The organism is Bradyrhizobium sp. WD16 (assembly GCF_024181725.1).
GTDB lineage: Bacteria > Pseudomonadota > Alphaproteobacteria > Rhizobiales > Xanthobacteraceae > Bradyrhizobium_A.
In genome coordinates, this window is the sequence record NZ_CP028908.1 from 4740118 (window position 1) to 4757258 (window position 17141).

Genomic DNA, 17141 nt, shown 5'->3' on the forward strand with positions numbered 1-17141 from the left:
GCCTGCGCGTCTGCTTGGCGCTCCCGACCTTGGTACCCATGTCGATCTCCCGTCATTCACTACGGGCAAACCAGCTATATCCTCCCCGAAATTAGGACAATCAACGCGATGCGCCCGAGTTAACGGGGTGTTTTGCGCCTCGCTGGGCGATGCACCGGAGCGGGTGGGCTGGGTGGTGCTGGCGGGCGGCTGGCCGCCCCACCAGCCGCAGGGCCGCCCGCCGGGCGCTGGGCCGGGCTTGGCCGGGGTTGGTAGCCGTTCTGGGGGCTCGCCGGGACTCGCATAAAGTCGCCTGGGAGCGTTTTGGCGGTCGGGCCGTACCCCAACCGCGCCCGGGCACCGAAATGGGGCTGCCATGGCTGCTGCCATGCGCCAAACGGGCATAGCCGCCCACTATGTTGGCAACCAGCGAACAACACTGCCCGCAAACTGCAACTTTTGCGCAATCAGGGCGCGCAGGCGCGTCGCGGTCATGATAGTTGACGGGGCTGGCTGAACTTCAGGAGTTTCCGTGGGCGAAGCGGAGGACGATGAAGACCAAGAGATCGAGTACGGCAGAGAGTATGCGCACACTGCCGACGACGCGCTTGCGGAGGCCAGAAAGCTGATCGCCCCGTTAGGCGACAGTGATGTCTGGCCGGACTGGCAGAGTGGCGTACCAAGGTTTCTGAGGCGCACGGTTTGGACGCCGAGATTTCACCTTGGAAAGGTCCGCCACGATCGCAGAAAGGTTCAGGCAACTGTCAGGTATCCGTGGGTCAAGCCGCGCCTCCTCTCGGAGCTGAGAGACAACTACGGCCTGTTGCCGTCATCGAGATACTCAAGTGAGTGGTATGGAGTGTATCGGGTGTTCGTACAGGGTATCTCGATAGGCCGATTCTGCGGAGTGGACCCGACGGGTACGATTTACATCGGCCGAGCGGGCAGCAAGCGGGGCTGGTCGATTCTGAGAACCCGGCTCATGCAGCTTGCGAAGCGAGAGCATCACGTCATTCAGGCATGGGATCATTGCGCTGCGCGGCAGAAGCAATATCCCTGGTCTTCGCTGGCAGTCGATTGGGCCTATACTCAGCACTGGGTTGATCACAAGGGCGAGGAGGTCATTGGAGCGCCGCGAGCCGAGAGCTGGCTGCTCGAATCGTACAACGATTGCTTTGGCGAATATCCGCCGATGAACGAGAAGGGTTGAGCATCTCAGATGGGCAGATCGGATTGTGCGCATCGAGATTGAGCAGCTACTCAGTATGCGAAAGAGCGTGGCAAGCTCGGTTCCCCCGGTCGAGGACCTGTACCTTCAGGCCGACCGTCACGTTGAGTCTCTCGCGAAGCAGGCCTGCCGAGCATCAAGGTCGAGAACGGTCAGCTGAGCGTGCAGCACGGCAGCAGCTGGACTGGCTCGGGGGGCGAGGCCATCGCGATGATGGCGTGGTTGTGCGCCTGTCAGCTCGCGGAAGCCTTGCACGCGCGGATCGACGAGATTCGGGTCGACGAGCTGCGGCGAGGTCTCGTCGTCATGCACCCCAACGACCGTAAGGAGAAGCTGGCCGACATCGACAACCGCATCCGCGCTGGAGCTGGAGGAGGAGTTCTACATCATCCGCGCCGACGGCAACGGCATCACCATTCCTCGCCGCGACAAGGCTAGCCCGGCCGCCTTGGCGCGCCGAAGCTTCTTAGGGGAGGCGGCAGGCCGGGCATGACGATGGAGAGGCCGAAGCAGTGGTTTGCCGCGGTTCAGAGGCTCAAGACTGGATCGCCTTGGCCGAGCCGACCTGGTCGCGCAGCACGAATTTCTGGATCTTGCCGGTCGAGGTCTTGGGCAGCTCGCCGAACACGATGGCCTTGGGCGACTTGAAGCCGGGCAGGTGCTCGCGGCAATAGGCGACGATGTCCGCCTCGGTGGCGCTCATCCCGGGCTTGAGCTCGACGAAGGCGCAGGGCACCTCGCCCCATTTGCTGTCCGGCTTGGCGACCACCGCGGCGAACAGGATCGCCGGATGCTTGTAGAGCACGTCCTCGACCTCGACCGACGAGATGTTCTCGCCGCCGGAGATGATGATGTCCTTGGAGCGGTCCTTGATGATGACGTAGCCGTCGGCATCGAGCACGCCGAGGTCGCCGGTATGGAACCAGCCACCGGCGAAGGCTTCCTGCGTCGCCTTCTCGTTCTTCAGGTAGCCTTTCATCACGATATTGCCGCGGAACATGACCTCGCCAATGGTCTCGCCGTCGCGCGGCACCGGCTTCAGGGTCTGCGGATCGAGCACCGTGACGGCTTCCTCCAGCGGGTAGGGCACGCCCTGGCGCCGCTTGAGCTTCGCGCGCTGGTCGGCGGGCAGATCGTCCCAGCCGGGCTGCTCGGCGCAGACCGAGGCCGGGCCGTAGACCTCGGTGAGGCCGTAGACGTGGGTGAGGCGGATGCCGATGCGCTCGGCGCCCTCGAGCACCGCGACCGGCGGCGCCGCGCCGGCGATCAGGCCGGTGACCGGGCGCACCGCCTCGCCCTTGGGCGCCTGCGGCGCATTGATCAGCGTGTTGTAGACGATCGGCGCGCCGCACATGTGGGTGACGCCGTGGCGGGCGATCAGTTCGAATATCCTGGCCGGGTCGACCTTGCGCAGGCAGACATTGACGCCGGCGGTCGCCGCCAGCGTCCACGGGAAGCACCAGCCGTTGCAGTGGAACATCGGCAGCGTCCACAGATAGACCGGATGCTGGCCGAGCCCGCCCGCCAGCACGTTGCTGACGGCGTTGAGATAGGCGCCGCGGTGGTGGGTGACGACGCCCTTGGGATTGCCGGTGGTGCCCGAGGTATAGCTCAGCGCAATGGCATCCCATTCGTCCTGCGGCGTCGCATAGGCGAAGTCCGGATCGCCGGCGGCGAGGGCGGCCTCGTATTCGATCTCGCCGATCCGCCGGCCGCCGGCGAAGGCTGCATCGTCGACGTCGATCACCAGCGGCTTCGGTCCGGTCATCAGCGCCAGCGCGTCGCTGGTCACGCTGGCGAATTCCGGGTCGACCAGCAGCACCTTGGCGCCGCCGTGATCGAGCATGAAGGCGATGGCGGAGGCATCGAGGCGGGTGTTGAGGGTGTTGAGCACCGCATCCGCCATGGGCACGGCGAAATGGGCCTCGTTCATCGCCGGGATATTCGGCAGCATGGTCGCGACGGTGTCGCCGCGCGTGATGCCGCGGCCGACCAGGAAGGCGGCGAAGCGGCGGCAGCGCGCGAAGGTCTCGGCCCAGGTGAAGCTTTGATCCTCATAGACCGCGCTGGTGAGCTGCGGATACACCGCGGCGGCGCGCTGCAGGAAACTGACCGGCGACAGCGGGACGTAATTGGCGGCGTTCTTGTCCAGCCCGATGCCGTAGTGGCCTTGGGGTGAGGGGGGATGGGCTGCACTCATGGTCGTTCCTCCGCGCACGCAAATCGAACTCGCAACGACTTATACGGATTCCTGAAAAGCGTTTTTCACAAATTGCCGTGCGTCGAGGGAAAAATCGCCCCTCATCCCGCGGCGCCGCGCAAGAAACCGATCGAGATCCACGGCACCGCCGCGACAACGAGCAGGCCGATGAACAGCGCCAGCAGATAGCCGAGGATCGGGCGCATGCCCTCGGCGGGATCGACCCGGCCGATGGCGCAGGCGGCGTAATAGCCGACGCCGAAGGGCGGCGCGAACAGGCCGATGCCCATGGCGAGGATGACGATCATGGCATAGTGCACTTCGTGGACGCCGACGGTGCGGGCGATCGGAAACAGCAGCGGGCCGAACAGCACGATCGCGGGGATGCCCTCGAGCACGCTGCCGAGCACGATGAAGGCGACGATGGAGACGGCGATGAAGGTGGCGCCGCCGCCGGGCAGGCCGGCCATGGTGGCGGCCAGCGTCCGCGAGAAGCCGGACTGGGTCAGGCCCCAGGCCATGCCGGTGGCGGTGCCGATGATCAGCAGGATCGCGCCCGACAGGCAGGCGGTGTCGACCAGCATCGGCACGAGCCGCCGCCACGCGAAATGGCGATAGAGTACCAGCCCGGCCAGCACCGCATAGACGATGCCGATGGTCGAGACTTCGGTAGCGGTGGCGACGCCCTCGACCACCGCGGCGCGGATGACGAAAGGCAGTGCGATGGCGGGCAGGGCGATGATGAAGGTCTTGCCGATCTCGCCCGCCCCGGCCCGCTTGACGTGGCCGAGATCCTCGCCGCGATAGCGCCACCACACCAGGGCGGCCAGCGTCAGCGCCAGCACGAGACCGGGAAGCAGGCCGCCGGTGAACAGCGCCGAGATCGACACCCCGGTGACCGAGCCGATGGTGATGAGGACGAGGCTCGGCGGGATGGTCTCGGTCTGGGCGCCGCTCGCCGACAGCAGGGCGACGAGGTCGCCGGGTTTGGCGCCGCGCGCCTTCATTTCCGGGAACAGCACCGGCGCCACCGCCGCCATGTCGGCGGCCTTGGAGCCGGAAATGCCGGAGACCAGATACATCGCCCCGAGCAGCACGTAATGCAGGCCGCCGCGGACATGACCGAGCAGGCTGGCGAGGAAGGCGACCATGGCGCGCGCCATGCCGGTCATCTCGATCAGGAGGCCGAGGAAGACGAACAGCGGTACCGACAAGAGGATGATATGGCTCATGCCCTCGTCCATGCGGCCGACCAGCACCATCAGCGGCGTGTGGGTGGTGAGTAGCAGATAGCCGAAGATCGACAGGCCGAAGGCGAAGGCGATGGGAATGCCGGCGAAGACGCAGGCGCCGACCAGGCCGACGAAGAAGATGATCAGGTTGAGATTGCCGAGCTGGCGCAGAAACGGCTGGGCGAACCAGAATCCGGCCATGACCAGCGCGACGGTCAGGATGGCGCCGAGCACGAGGCCGGGACGGGCCTCGCGCCACAGCCGCAGAACTGCGAACAGCGCCATCAGGGCGATGCCGATGGGCAGCGCCGCGGCGCGGAAGCTGTTGGCGATCTGCAGCGCCGGCGTCGTGATATAGCTTTCCTCATAGGCGTATTCGTAGGATGGCCAGGCCACCAGCAAGAGGAAGCCGAGCGCGGCGCAGGTGCCGACGAGGTCGAGAAAGGCGCGTTGGGACACTGATGCGCGCGCCACCAGCGCGGTCATGCGCATGTGTTCGCCGCGGCGGAAGGCGATCGCCGAGCCGAGCATGGCGAGCCACAGGAACAGGATCGAGGCGAGCTCGTCCGACCAGACCAGCGGACTGCGCAAGCCGTAGCGGGCGACGACGCCGACGAACAGGATGACGATCTCGGCGACGACCAGCAGCGCCGCGGGGATTTCCACCACCGCGCCCACCGCCCGTTCCAGCTTCGCGACGCTGCCGTGGCCGGAGAGGCGGGTGCCCGCTCCGGCCGGCGCCGCGCCAGGCCCGCTGTCCAGCTCGGCGACCTGCATGGCGTCAGGCCAGCTTGCCGACCGACTTCTCGAGCAGCGCCCAGGCCTGCTCGCCGTATTTGCCCTTCCACTCCGCATAGAAGCCGGCGGCGCGCAGCTTGTCGCGGAAGGGGCCGGTGGCCGGCTGGTTGAGGATCATGCCCTTGGCCTTGAGCTCGTCCTGGGCGGTCGAGGCGAGCTTTTCCAGATCGGCGCGCTGCTTGAGCGCGGCGGCATTGATGTTGTCGGCGACGATGGCGCGCACATCCGCCGGCAGCTTCTCCCAGGCGCGGCGGTTGGCGAGGAACCAGAAGCCGTCCCACATGTGGTTGGTCAGGGAGCAGTATTTCTGCACTTCATAGAGCTTGGCGGTGACGATCAGGGCGAGCGGATTTTCCTGGCCCTCGACCACCTTGGTCTGCAGCGCCGAATAGACCTCGCTGAAATTGATCGAGGCCGGTGCGGCGTCGAAGGCCTTGAACATCGAGGTCCACAGCGGCGACACCGGGACGCGGATCTTGAAGCCCTTGAGGTCTTCGGGAGTGTTGATCGGCTTGGTGGAGGAGGTGGTCTGGCGGAAGCCGTTGTCCCAGATCTTGTCCATCACCACGAGATTGGCCTTGGTGATCTCGCCGCGGATATGGGCGCCGAGGTCGCCGTCCATGGCCTTCCACACCGTGGCATAGTCGGGAAAGGCGAAGCCGATGCCGCTGATCGAGGCCGCCGGCACCAGCGTGGCGAGGATCAGGCCCGACAACGTGAAGAATTCGACGCCGCCGGAGCGGATCTGGCTCAGCATGTCGGTGTCGGAACCGAGCTGGTTGTTGGGGAAGATCTGCAGGTCGAAGCGGCCCTTGGTGGCGTCCTTGATCGCCGCCGCCATCTCCTTGGCGCGGATGTTGAGCGGGTGGACGTCGGGCAGGTTGTTGGCGAACTTGTAGCTGAATTCGGCCTGCTGGGCCCGCGCCACCAACGGCGCGCCGAGGCCGCCGGCCAGCGTGGCGGCAGCGGAAGCTTTCAGCAGCGTGCGACGCGACAGGTTCAGACGCGACGAGTTCATTGGACGTTCTCCCCCAAAAGGACAAGCACCCGCACTTGGCGGCGGGCCGTTTCAAGTCATCTTAGCCAGCGCCTGCAAGCCGGTCATCAGCCATCCGGGATCGATTTGGATGATTTCCGAAGCGTCTGCAGCGGGCAGTCCGGCCGACTAAAGGACCTCCGTGCCGGGTGCAAGCCCTGGGCGCAAACGGCGGCCGGCGGCGGCTCATTCCGGGTGAATGGAGGCCGCAGGCCTTGTGGGCACCGGTGGCGGTTGCCAGGCGCTTCAAACGGCCCATGGCCGTCACAACGGCTTCGCGGCGGCCCGCTGCTGGCACAAGACGTATGCTGGGCCGATTAACTTATGCGGGGCGGATCAACGCCGCCGCAGCTCGCGGAAGCTGACCGCAGGCCAATGGTCAACGCGCGGGCCGCGCCGTGCCGTGGCTCGGCAGCGCTGAGCCTTGTTAAAGCGAGGTCGTCGCTGCGGGTGCATTGGGCCTCGATGAGAGCCCACGGCGGCGCTTCGTCACGCGCCATTATTGCACGCTGCGTCGTGCGGCTGAGGGGGCGTCGCGTCGCCATCGCATGCGATCTTGCTGGCGGCGATCGGCGCGGGATTGGATGCTGGCGCCGGCGCCAAAAGACGTTGTCGGACTATGTGTTTGCGGCCAGAAGTGAATGCCGCAGCCGAGCTTTGCGGGCAATCCGGGTCAGTATATATATTCCATAATATACCTTATGCGAATCGCGGCTGAGCTGCGACCCTGAGTCGCTGTGCCCGCAAATGAGTCATTTTAAGCGAACTCGGAATCGGTTTGCTCCTCTTTGGCCGCTTGGGCGAAGCGAAGACAAGTTTGGAAGGCCTCGGTCGTCATCGAAAGCGCAAGGCTCGCCGGCCGACGTCGCAAATGCGCTGGCAATCGAACCTTTCAAACGCTTGCTATGCCGGTTGGCCGCCGGCGCGGCCGCGGACGTGTCGACAACTTCGGCCGCGTCCCGCTTAGCGTAAATGGAGTCGGCAGTGCTTCCTGATCCCGCGGGAATGCAATGCCAAAGGTCCCGCCGGTGCCCAAACCTGCCAGCCTGCGCGTGCCCAACTGATTGAGCCAGCCGCTGAGAACGCGGCCGGGGCGGCCTTTGTAAATAGCACCGAGTGGAATCAACACCTCGTATCGCCCCCTTGAAAGGCATACTAGCTGTGCGCACATACTAATAACGGGGAAATGTTGGGGTGATCATGCGCAACAGAGAATTGCTCAACCGATACGGGCCGAGCGCGAGCGGCGACTATCTATTCAACGGGACGAGCATTTTCGACATCCTCCACAATCAGGAGCGCCAGGCAGGGAACGCTCCGACCAGCATCAACGACGACGAGCTGCTCAACACTCCGACGGATGACCTTGTCGATCGCCTTGTCGCGCAGTTCTCCATCGACGTCCCGGTTCTCGATCGCGCCGCCGCCTGGGTGGACTCTTCTGAAGGCCCTGTGGCGGTTAGGGATTACTGGTCGCGCGGCGTTGAGCCCGGTTACACGGTGCTCGGCACCCTGCTCCGGCTATCCGTACCATTCAGCGGCGACGCCGAAGCATTCGCCATCCAGCCTTCGACCATCGCCTCCGGACCACCCCGCGCGCGCGTTGTGCAAGGTGCCATTGTCATCGCCTATTCCGCTGTCGAGCTCAATCCGCAGCAGGCGAAGGCCGAGCTGGAAGACGTGATCGACAACATCGAGAAGCATCTCGGATGGCTCCGCCAGTCTGTTAATCCCTTCAACGAGAAACTCAAGACGGTGGTGCGGACTGCGGTTGAAGCGCGCAAAGCCAAGGTCTTGAAGGACCGCAACTCGATCGCCGCCCTAGGCTTCAATCTCAAGCCGCGGCCCGACGCGCCCAAAACCTATGTCGCGCCCGTAAAGCGCAAGCCTGTCGGTGTTCAGACCGTGAAGGCGATGGCGCCATTTAAGCCCGAACCAGTTCTCGACGAGGAGACCTACAAGCACATCCTCAAGATCATGGAAGGCATGGCACATGTCATGGAGCGCAGCCCGTCTGCCTTCGAGACCATGGGCGAAGAGGCCCTCCGCCAGCACTTTCTTGTGCAGCTGAATGGCCAATTCGAGGGCGCCGCCACGGGTGAGACCTTCAACCACAGTGGTAAGACCGACATCCTGATCAGGGAAAAAGATCGCAACATCTTCATCGCTGAGTGCAAGTTCTGGGGTGGAGAGAAGGCTTTCCTTGACACCATCACCCAATTGCTGGGGTACCTGAGCTGGCGCGACACTAAAGCGGCAGTGGTCATCTTCAGCCAAAACGTCGACTTCTCGAAGGTGTTGGCGACCATCGAAACCGCGATCCCGAAACACCCAAACCACAAACGAGGCCCCGTCAAGGAGAGCGAGACGCGCTTCCGCTCAGTGTTCGGTAACCCAACGGACGCGAACAGAGAGGTCATCGTCACCGTGATGGCCTTCAACGTTCCCAAATGATAGAAGGCTGATCTGCAGCGGCTGTCCAGGTTAATTCCGATAACTGGACCGGGCACCGGAGAACCTTCGGCGACATACCAGATTGCGCAGCGCATCTACCCATGCACGCATTATCGTCCCCTCCCCACTCCGTCCGCCCTGACCCTCCGCTGCTTTTCGCCATCTCAACCTGTAGTACAATGCAGCATTTGAAGGTTGAGAATCGATGAGCTGGCCCCGTTATCGGGTCGCCCCGGCAGAATGCGCGCATGCGCTGGGGGTCGTGAGCATCAATTATGCGCGGTTCGAACTGACCCACGTTTGGATGCTTGCGGCGGTCGCAAACCTCCAAGAGCGCCAGGCCGCGGTCATTTCAGCCCGGACGAACCCGAGCGACCGGGTCCGCCTCATCGAAACGTTTGTGAGCTACGTCGATTGGCCGGAAGATGCGGCGGCGGCGACGAAGCACTACCTCAAGGCCATGGGTATTTTGACGACCAATCGCAATTTGCTGGTCCACTCGAATATGGTCGAGGCTTGGCAGAACAAGACGGCCATTTATTCGGTTTCTCGTCAGGGCAGCACCAGCGTTATCCAATCCTCTCTGGAGGACATCAGGCAGGTTGCCGACGACCTGAACGAATACTTCGACTTCGGCCACAAGCTGTCGAATTACATCGCGACCAACATCCATCATGCGGCTCTCGAAGAAGGCATGTTTGCGATTTCGCAGATTCCTGCCTTGCCGCCCCTTCCCGCCCATCTTGATCCCGCCCAGCGGAAGAAATGATGATCCCCCACATTTTGCTGACCGGCGCCGGCTTCTCGTACAACTGGGGCGGATACCTGGCGAGCGAGGCGTTCGAATACCTGTTGGGCGTCACCGAGAACGACGAGGATCTTCGCAAGGTCCTGTGGGCTGACCAGAACCGAGGCTTTGAGGCGACCCTTGCCCGGTTGAGGAAGGAGTTCGAGGAGAACTACACCCCGCAGGTGGAGCAGGACCTGCGCAACATGACCACGGCTGTCCGGCGCATGTTTGGCGATATGTGGCTGGCCTTTAGCCAATCGAAGTTCGACGAGGCGTTTGAAGACCCGCGGCTTGGCGTCATTCGCTTTCTCACCCGGTTCGATGCGATCTTTACGCTTAACCAAGATACTTTGCTTGAGGCCCACTACCTGCCGGTCGTGACCGACACCGATTTTGCGAAGAACACCTATCAGGGGCCGCGGAACGTCGGCGCCTATCGTCCTGGGCTGGTGCCGGCCATGGACACCCTGACGTTTGGCTCCCTCGCTGCTCGAATTCCTTTGTTCAGGGCCAGCGACGACTTTTCGCCCACGCGTAATCTACAGCCCTATTACAAGCTGCACGGCTCGATCGACATCAAGGACGGTCGGGACATGATGCTGATCTTGGGCGGGAATAAGGAAGCCGACATCGGCAAACACCCGCTTCTTGAATCCTACCACGCGCAATTCGAGTGGTGGCTTAACATGCCGATGGCCCGCCTCATGGTGATTGGCTACAGCTTTGCCGATGCTCATATCAACCGGGTGATCTTCAACGCCATCGAAAAGCGCGGCCTCAAGCTGTTCCTGGTTGGACCTGACGGCGCAAAGACCATCGACTCCAATCCGGCCCTACCGCTCAATCCCCGGCAGCAGGTCAAGGATGCAATCGTAGGCGCTTCCAGACGATCGATACGGAACACGTTATCCGGCCGGGACATGGTGGAGCTGATGAAAATCGAGCGCTTCTTCCATGACGGCCGAATGGCCATTACCCGCATTCCCGCCCTTTAGGTGATCCATGGCTGAAAAAGAAAAGCCAACAGCCTTCGTCTTGCTCCGCAAGGAAATCATCCGCTTTCTCAAGGATCCAACGCCGGAGGTGCTTTGCATCCGTGGTAAATGGGGTGTCGGGAAGACCTACACGTGGGAGAGCTTGCTCAAAGAGGTGGGCAAGGATGTTGCCCTCCAGTCGTACTCCTACGTCTCGTTGTTCGGGCTCGATACCCTCGACCGCTTCAAACTCTCGACTTTCGAGAATGTCATTCCGATGGCGAGCATTGCCACGGGGCCGACGATGGAGACGTTGGGCGAAAACCTCAAATCGTTCGGAGCGAAGGCTCTCGGCGTCATCAAGCCAGGTCTTACCACCATCGCCGAGCAGGCCGCGTTCCTGTCCGTGCGCAATTACATCATCTGCATCGATGATATTGAGCGGAAGGGCGAGAAGCTTCGGGTGATCGACATCCTCGGGCTCGTTTCCCTCCTCAAGGAACGGCGCAAATGCAAAATCGTCCTCATCCTGAATGAAGATGAACTGGACAAAACCGGTGATCGCCAAGCCTTCGATAAATACAGCGAGAAGGTCATAGATACCTCCCTGCGGTTTGAACCCACGTCGGCGGAGGCGTGCCAGATCGCCTTCAAGGGAACCGAGACATCCGACGATTCGATGCGGGAGAATTGCCAGAGGCTTGAAATTGCCAACATCCGCATCCTCAAGAAGATCGAGCGGTTGGTAAACGATGTGCGCCCTCACCTCACGGGGTTTGACCCGCGTGTCTTGACCCAAGCGGTCTCAAGTCTGGTTCTCTTCGGCTGGTGCGTTTACGCCAAGCAGGACGAGCTGCTGCAATACACGCTCAACGAACGCTACAAGTCCCGCTATGCGCTAAACGATCGAAAGCTCACCGAGGACCAGAAGAAGCTGGACGACCTGCTAGAGGCCTATCCTTTCGGGCTGGTGGATGCCCTCGACCGCGTTCTGCTGGATGGCATCCAGAAAGGTTTCATCGATAGCGACAAGCTCATCGAAGAAGCTAAGAAGCTGGACGACAACTACAAGAATGAGAGCCTGCGCCACGCCGTCCAAGGACCTTGGGACGCCTACCGGGATTCGTTCGACGATAACATAGATGGGGTTTGCAAAGGCCTCATCCACGCGGTGAAGACCTACCCCGACCATACGCCGGTCAACTACGTGGATGGCGCGATCATGTTTCTCAAGCGTATGGGCAAACCTGCAGATGCCCAGCAGGTGCTCGACGACTGGCTGGAGGCCAATAAGGACCAGCCTCGCGGGTTCTACGATATTCGGAGCGGGGCTTTCTCGGTGCAGGACCCCGGCCTGCGGACGGCCATCACCAACCGGTACAACTCCTATGCGGACACCCGAGATCCAGCGGAGGTGCTATTCAATATCGCCAAGGACCATGGCTGGAACGAGGAGGACATCGCTCTCTTGTCGAAGGTAACCCCCGACGAATTCTACGCGATGTTCAAGCGGCTTCGAGGCCTTGAGCTGCGGTCGGCGATCAAGAAGGCACTGGAGCTGGGAGGCCAAGGAGCTGGCGATCCTGCCTACGCCGCTATTGGAGCAAATGCGCTCGCCGCGCTGACCAAGCTGCGCGGCGAATCTGCAATCAACGAGCAACGCGTGTCAGGCCTGTATCAGGTACCCTAGAAGCTCTGCCCGAGCCCAAGCAGCCACGCCGGCATAGGCAGTACAATAGCAAAAGTCATTACGGCGCCAACCCGCGAGGTCGAGAACGCGCCGAACGTGGACGCTGTTGTCTAACCCTTCACGCCGATGCCAGCGACGATTTCCACTCGCCCGGCGTCAGCCTCCGCTTGCCGACTTCGTGAGGACGGTTGAGCAGAGCAATAAGAGCCATCATCGCTCCCGACATGAATTTCCTTCGGGCGTCGCCATCTTTGTCTCGCTCGGGCACCAAGAGATTGTTGCAGAGCGCCTTCACGCTGTCGGTGTTGAAGTTCATCTCGACCTCATGCGCGAAGCGATTTCGTACCTTGCGCAGGATCTCGCATTGCTGCGCTTCGTGGTTAGTGATGAGCCCCATGGCAAGGCATCCGGCTATCCGCGTGCTGAAGCCGCCGAACGGCGCGTTGAAGCCTGACAGAAGCGCCCTGGCGCTGGCGTTCTCGATGAGGAACGCGGCCAACGTGTCCATGAGCAGCTTGTCCAGAAAGGACGTTGCGACCAAGGCAACGCCGCGGTCGGTTTCCTCGTTCAGCTCCTGAAGCGCAGTCAAAAATCCCTTGAAGTGCGGGTCTTTCTCCCAAATCTCATCCCGGGCAATTGCGTAGGCCTCAAGCCATTCAGGGGCTTTCTCGTTCAAGGCAACCTCCAGCAGCTAGAATATTTTTCCCGGGCATATATTTAGCCCAATAAAATTTTTCTCGGGGTTCTTTTTTAACGCCAAGAAGGATTTTTCAAACTTCAAAACGGGTGTCACCGTAATGAGCTGGTCCCGGAAATCTGGACAGGACGATAAGTGGAATTTCTGCCTGACAACGGCGATAATCGCCGCGAACAGGAGAGACCATGACGAGACGACCCCGCCGGAACCACTCACCGGCCTTCAAGGCGAAGGTGGCTCTGGCCGCCATCAAGGGCGATCGGACGATCGTCCAACTGGCCGAGCATTTCGACGTTCACCCCAATCAGATCACCGCATGGAAATCGCAGCTCGAGGGCAGCGCGTCCGAGGTTTTCGGATCGGGAGGCGGAGCGCCGGCCATCCCCGCGATCGATGTGAAGTCGCTCCATGCCAAGATCGGGGAGCTGACGCTGGAGAACGATTTTTTAGAAGGCGCGCTCACCAAGGCGGGATTGCTGAGCGCAAAGCGATGATCGACCGTGAGCACGATCTGTCGATCACCAAGCAGGCAGAGGTTTTGAAGATCAGCCGGGGCAGCGTTTATTATCTGCCCCGCCCAGTATCGCCCGCCGACCTCGAGATCATGCAACAGATCGATCGGCTGCACCTGGAATACCCCTTCGCCGGTTCGCGTATGTTGCGAGGCCTGCTGGCCTTGCGGGGGTGCAAGGTCGGCCGCCGGCATGTGAAGACGCTGATGCGGCGGATGGGGATAGAGGCGCTCTATCGCCGGCCGCGCACGACGAAGCCTGAACCCGGCCACAAGATCTATCCGTATCTGCTGCACGGCATGGAGATCACGCGACCGAACCAGGTCTGGGCCATGGACATCACCTATATCCCGATGGCCCACGGCTTCGTCTATCTCGCCGCCGTGCTCGATTGGGCGACGCGTCGTGTTCTGTCCTGGCGATTGTCGATTACGATGGAGGCGTCCTTCTGTGTCGAGACATTGGAGGATGCTCTTGCGCGTCACGGCAAGCCGGACATATTCAACACCGACCAGGGCTCGCAGTTCACTGGCGCGGCCTTCACCGGCGTGCTCGCCGATAACGGCATCGCCATCAGCATGGACGGCAAAGGAGCTTGGCGGGACAACGTGTTCGTTGAGAGGCTGTGGAAAAGCGTCAAATACGAGGAGGTCTATCTGCGAGCCTATGAGACCGTCGGCGAGGCGCGAAGCTCGATTGGTCGGTATCTCGACTTTTACAATGGCCGCCGCCCGCATTCGAGCCTTGACGACCGCACCCCGGATCAAGCCTACTTCGATCTTCCTCCGCTCCGCGCGGCGGCCTAACCCCGGCAGAGCCTCCACTTATCGACGCGGAAAATCTGTTCAGACAACCGGGACCACCTCAGTTGCCGCGCTCCAAGCCGCGTTTCCAGTTGGTCTCTTCAGATCACCGCCCGCCTGCACTTAGCGCCCTTCATGTTATCCGATACGAAGTGCCGGCACTGGCATCGTGATTCTGCCTCCACACCAAACCTCGTGACGGCGTGATGTCCCACGCCGGCGCACGACAGGCCGACCATCTCGTGTCCTTATCCCCCGCCGACAAGCCAGCCAGTCGCAAGAAGCGCGTCGGGCGAAGCTGGAGCGCCTTTCTTCGTGCCGCTCGTCGCTGGCGAGGCATTCGGTGGGCGCGACGGAAGCTGGCCACCGTACCGGCGGCGGTTCGGATCGCGTTCGTCGCAGCGACGCTCCTCACGGCGGTCCCGCTGGCAAACGTCGTCTATCAGGTGGTCCGTAAACCAACCGAGCTGTTCTTTTTCTTCGGCCATGCGCTCGACAAGTCGCCGAGCGAAACTTGGCAGCAGTACGGGCCTCTCTTCCGCAAGTATTCGACCGACACCATCACGCCCGAGCTGCTCGCCGCGCTGGCGCAGATCGAGAGCACGGGCAATCCGGTGGCGCGCACCTATTGGCGCTGGCGGCTGACCTGGAATCCTTTCGGGGTGTACAAGCCCGCTTCGAGCGCCGTTGGCCTCTATCAGATGACCGATCCGGCCTACGCCGAGGCGAGCCGCTATTGCGTCCGCGGACACATTGTCGCGGATGCCGATTGCTGGTTCAACACCCTCTATATCCGCGCTCTGCCGAGCCACGCCGTCGAGCTCGCGGCGGTGTACCTCGACCGCGGCGTCGCGGCGGTTCTCGCCCGCGCACCGGCACCGGACACGACCGCGAGCCCGCAGCAGAAGCAGGATCTCGCCGCATTGATCCATCTCTGCGGCGCGGGGCCCGCCCGGGCCTTCGTGCGCCGCAGATTCCAGGTGATGGCCGGCGAGCGCTGCGGCGATCACCTCGTCACGGCCTACCTCGCCAAGGTCAATGCGATGAAGCGGCAGTTTTCTCGCATTGCGGTCAAAAAGCAGGATTAGGCGAACGGTGAGCGCGGTTGGTCGCGAGCTTGCCCGATTTCAGGGGTGCGAGAGCAAGCACGAGGAGTTTCACGCGCCCTCGCCCACGTTCGGATTGGCCGGCTTGCGACGGATCAGCTGCAGGAATCCGGCGCCGAGGCCGAGCGCCGCAAGCAGGAACAGCTTGCCGAATTTCAAGACGCCGGCGGCGGCCAGGGCGAACCGGCCGAGCTTCTTCGCCGCGAATATACCCCTCCTTGACGAAACGCACCACGACGATCCAGCTGCCATGATCGCCGACGCCGACCAGGAGTCCCTGAAACGTATCGTCGATGTCGCGATTGCCCATGGCGCGCAGGACGCGACCACCTTCGCTTCGCGGCACGAAGTATTCGCCAGTGTCCCGATGTCTCCGAATGACCGTGCGAGGGTGAGGCAAACGAAGCGGTAATTCGGAGACGGGACACTAGTCCTGCGGCGTCGGCGTCACGGCCGTGCTCGGCGGCAGAATTGGATATGTCACTTTCGGCTGTTCGCCAGTCAGGGACGCGAGGAAGGCGGTGATCTTCGTCACGTCGTCGTCGGACAATTTCTGCCCGAGCTGGCTCGCCCCCATCACCGAGACGGCCTGACGGAGATCCCAGGCCTTGCCGGTGTGGAAATAAGGCGGCGTCAGCGCGATGTTCCGCAGCGGCGGCACGCGGAAGACATATTCGTCACCGGCCGACCTGGTGACCTGGAAGCGGCCCTTGTCTGCCACCGGCAGCAGGTCCGCGCCGGGTTTTTCGACCGCGCCGAACGGCGCATACATCTGGCCACCAAGATTGACGCCGGCGTGGCAGGCGGAGCAGCCCTTGTCCATGAACAGCGCCAGACCGGCCTTCTGCTCCGCGGTGAGCGCATCAGCCTCGCCGCGGAGGAATTTGTCGAATGGCGCGTTCGGCGTGATCAGCGTCGCCTCGAAGGCAGCGATCGCGGTCACCGCGTCCTCCATGGTGATGGGATCCTTGCTGGCGGGAAAAGCGGCGGCAAAACGTGTTGCGTAGCCGGGAATGCCCTTGAGCATCACGATGGCATGCTCGGCGCTGATCCCCATCTCGATGGGATTTTGAATCGGGCCGCTAGCCTGCGCCTTGAGGTCGGACGCGCGCCCGTCCCAGAACTGCGTCGCGTTGAACACGGCGTTGAGCACGGTCGGCGCATTGCGCCCGCCCCTCTGCCACTTGTGGCCGATCGAGGTGGGCAGCATGTCGACCCCGCCCAGCCCGATCTGATGACAGGTGTTGCAGCTGATATTGTGGCTCTGAGACAGGCGCGGGTCGAAGAACAGCGCCTTGCCGAGCTCGACGAGTTCCGGAGTCGTCGCGACGCCCTTGATTGCCGGCGGCTCAAGCGGGATCGGCTTGAACTGCTCCTGAGCCTGCTTCATCAGCGAATCGTCCGCTGCCGTTGCCGGCGCGGCCGATCCGAGAGCGAGCAGCCCGCACAATCCGACGGACAAGAGTGGACGCATTGGAAGTCTCCCGCTGGGAAAAGTCGGTTCGATCGTGGCGTCGCAAGCGCCTTGAATCGACGAAGCTTGCGCGAACCGGATTGGATGCAGCGAGAGCGGCCGATCTAAGGCGCGAGATCGGCGTCATCAAAACTTCAACAGGATGTCACTTGTAGAGGCAAGGAACTT

At 62.5% G+C, this 17141-nt stretch carries 14 protein-coding genes; 8 read left to right on the forward strand and 6 right to left on the reverse strand.

The window, feature by feature from the left end; genetic code table 11:
• The first annotated feature begins 511 nt into the window (after nt 1-511).
• Nucleotides 512-1189, forward strand: a complete 678-nt coding sequence (locus DB459_RS21935; protein ID WP_253707765.1) for a hypothetical protein — start codon at nt 512-514, stop codon at nt 1187-1189.
• Between the two features lie 553 nt (nt 1190-1742).
• On the opposite strand, the gene DB459_RS21940 is transcribed toward DB459_RS21935, so the two are convergent.
• From DB459_RS21940 to DB459_RS21950, 3 genes are all read right to left on the reverse strand, one after another.
• On the reverse strand, nt 1743-3407 hold the full coding sequence (locus DB459_RS21940) for an acyl-CoA synthetase (protein WP_253707767.1): 1665 nt from the start codon (nt 3405-3407) through the stop codon (nt 1743-1745).
• A 101-nt stretch (nt 3408-3508) separates the two neighbouring features.
• A complete protein-coding gene (locus DB459_RS21945; RefSeq protein WP_253707769.1) occupies nt 3509-5416 on the reverse strand; it encodes a TRAP transporter large permease subunit in 1908 nt (635 codons plus the stop codon).
• 4 nt (nt 5417-5420) lie between these two features.
• Nucleotides 5421-6440, reverse strand: a complete 1020-nt coding sequence (locus DB459_RS21950; protein ID WP_253713658.1) for a TRAP transporter substrate-binding protein — start codon at nt 6438-6440, stop codon at nt 5421-5423.
• Nucleotides 6441-7667: 1227 nt separating this feature from the next.
• Here DB459_RS21950 and DB459_RS21955 point away from each other — a divergent pair.
• From DB459_RS21955 to DB459_RS21970, 4 genes are all read left to right on the forward strand, one after another.
• Complete coding sequence (locus DB459_RS21955; RefSeq protein WP_253707771.1) at nt 7668-8927, forward strand: hypothetical protein; 1260 nt, start codon at nt 7668-7670, stop codon at nt 8925-8927.
• A 205-nt stretch (nt 8928-9132) separates the two neighbouring features.
• Nucleotides 9133-9696: a hypothetical protein gene (locus DB459_RS21960; RefSeq protein ID WP_253707773.1), complete on the forward strand. Its 564-nt coding sequence runs from the start codon at nt 9133-9135 to the stop codon at nt 9694-9696.
• Entirely contained in the window at nt 9696-10712 is a 1017-nt protein-coding gene (locus DB459_RS21965; protein ID WP_253707775.1) for an SIR2 family protein, read from the forward strand. The genes DB459_RS21960 and DB459_RS21965 overlap by 1 nt, the downstream gene beginning before the upstream one ends.
• A gap of 7 nt (nt 10713-10719) precedes the next feature.
• The gene (locus tag DB459_RS21970) at nt 10720-12381 is read left to right on the forward strand and encodes a KAP family NTPase (RefSeq protein WP_253707777.1); all 1662 of its coding nucleotides are present in this window, start codon (nt 10720-10722) and stop codon (nt 12379-12381) included.
• A gap of 118 nt (nt 12382-12499) precedes the next feature.
• Here DB459_RS21970 and DB459_RS21975 read toward each other — a convergent pair whose 3' ends face one another.
• A complete protein-coding gene (locus DB459_RS21975; protein WP_253707779.1) occupies nt 12500-13057 on the reverse strand; it encodes a transcriptional regulator in 558 nt (185 codons plus the stop codon).
• A 206-nt stretch (nt 13058-13263) separates the two neighbouring features.
• Here DB459_RS21975 and DB459_RS21980 point away from each other — a divergent pair.
• Nucleotides 13264-14396 (forward strand): IS3 family transposase gene (locus DB459_RS21980; RefSeq protein WP_253707781.1). Its coding sequence is split into 2 segments (ribosomal slippage): nt 13264-13519 and nt 13519-14396, totalling 1134 coding nucleotides; the frame shifts between segments, so codons are not numbered across the junction.
• 239 nt (nt 14397-14635) lie between these two features.
• Nucleotides 14636-15481 carry a lytic transglycosylase domain-containing protein gene (locus DB459_RS21985; protein ID WP_371926799.1) on the forward strand — a complete coding sequence of 282 codons (846 nt, stop codon included), beginning with the start codon at nt 14636-14638 and terminating at the stop codon, nt 15479-15481.
• 69 nt (nt 15482-15550) lie between these two features.
• Here the strand turns inward: DB459_RS21985 and DB459_RS21990 are convergent, their stop codons facing one another.
• Nucleotides 15551-15751 carry a hypothetical protein gene (locus DB459_RS21990; RefSeq protein WP_253707783.1) on the reverse strand — a complete coding sequence of 67 codons (201 nt, stop codon included), beginning with the start codon at nt 15749-15751 and terminating at the stop codon, nt 15551-15553.
• Between DB459_RS21990 and DB459_RS21995 the strand changes: the two genes are divergently transcribed.
• Entirely contained in the window at nt 15750-15911 is a 162-nt protein-coding gene (locus tag DB459_RS21995) for a hypothetical protein (RefSeq protein WP_253707785.1), read from the forward strand. The genes DB459_RS21990 and DB459_RS21995 overlap by 2 nt on opposite strands.
• 15 nt (nt 15912-15926) lie before the next feature.
• On the opposite strand, the gene DB459_RS22000 is transcribed toward DB459_RS21995, so the two are convergent.
• Nucleotides 15927-16973 (reverse strand): cytochrome-c peroxidase, encoded by a 1047-nt coding sequence (locus DB459_RS22000; RefSeq protein WP_253707787.1) that lies wholly within the window; start codon nt 16971-16973, stop codon nt 15927-15929.
• Nucleotides 16974-17141: the final 168 nt, after the last annotated feature.

What these genes read in the sequence shown, in the direction of transcription:
- DB459_RS21940 (WP_253707767.1), bottom strand. Translation starts at nt 3,407, where the DNA reads ATGAGTGCAGCCCATCCCCCCTCACCCCAAGGCCACTACGGCATCGGG.
- DB459_RS21945 (WP_253707769.1), bottom strand. Translation starts at nt 5,416, where the DNA reads ATGCAGGTCGCCGAGCTGGACAGCGGGCCTGGCGCGGCGCCGGCCGGA.
- DB459_RS21960 (WP_253707773.1), top strand. Translation starts at nt 9,133, where the DNA reads ATGAGCTGGCCCCGTTATCGGGTCGCCCCGGCAGAATGCGCGCATGCG.
- DB459_RS21965 (WP_253707775.1), top strand. Translation starts at nt 9,696, where the DNA reads ATGATCCCCCACATTTTGCTGACCGGCGCCGGCTTCTCGTACAACTGG.
- DB459_RS21970 (WP_253707777.1), top strand. Translation starts at nt 10,720, where the DNA reads ATGGCTGAAAAAGAAAAGCCAACAGCCTTCGTCTTGCTCCGCAAGGAA.
- DB459_RS21995 (WP_253707785.1), top strand. Translation starts at nt 15,750, where the DNA reads ATGATCGCCGACGCCGACCAGGAGTCCCTGAAACGTATCGTCGATGTC.
- DB459_RS21990 (WP_253707783.1), bottom strand. Translation starts at nt 15,751, where the DNA reads ATGGCAGCTGGATCGTCGTGGTGCGTTTCGTCAAGGAGGGGTATATTC.
- DB459_RS22000 (WP_253707787.1), bottom strand. Translation starts at nt 16,973, where the DNA reads ATGCGTCCACTCTTGTCCGTCGGATTGTGCGGGCTGCTCGCTCTCGGA.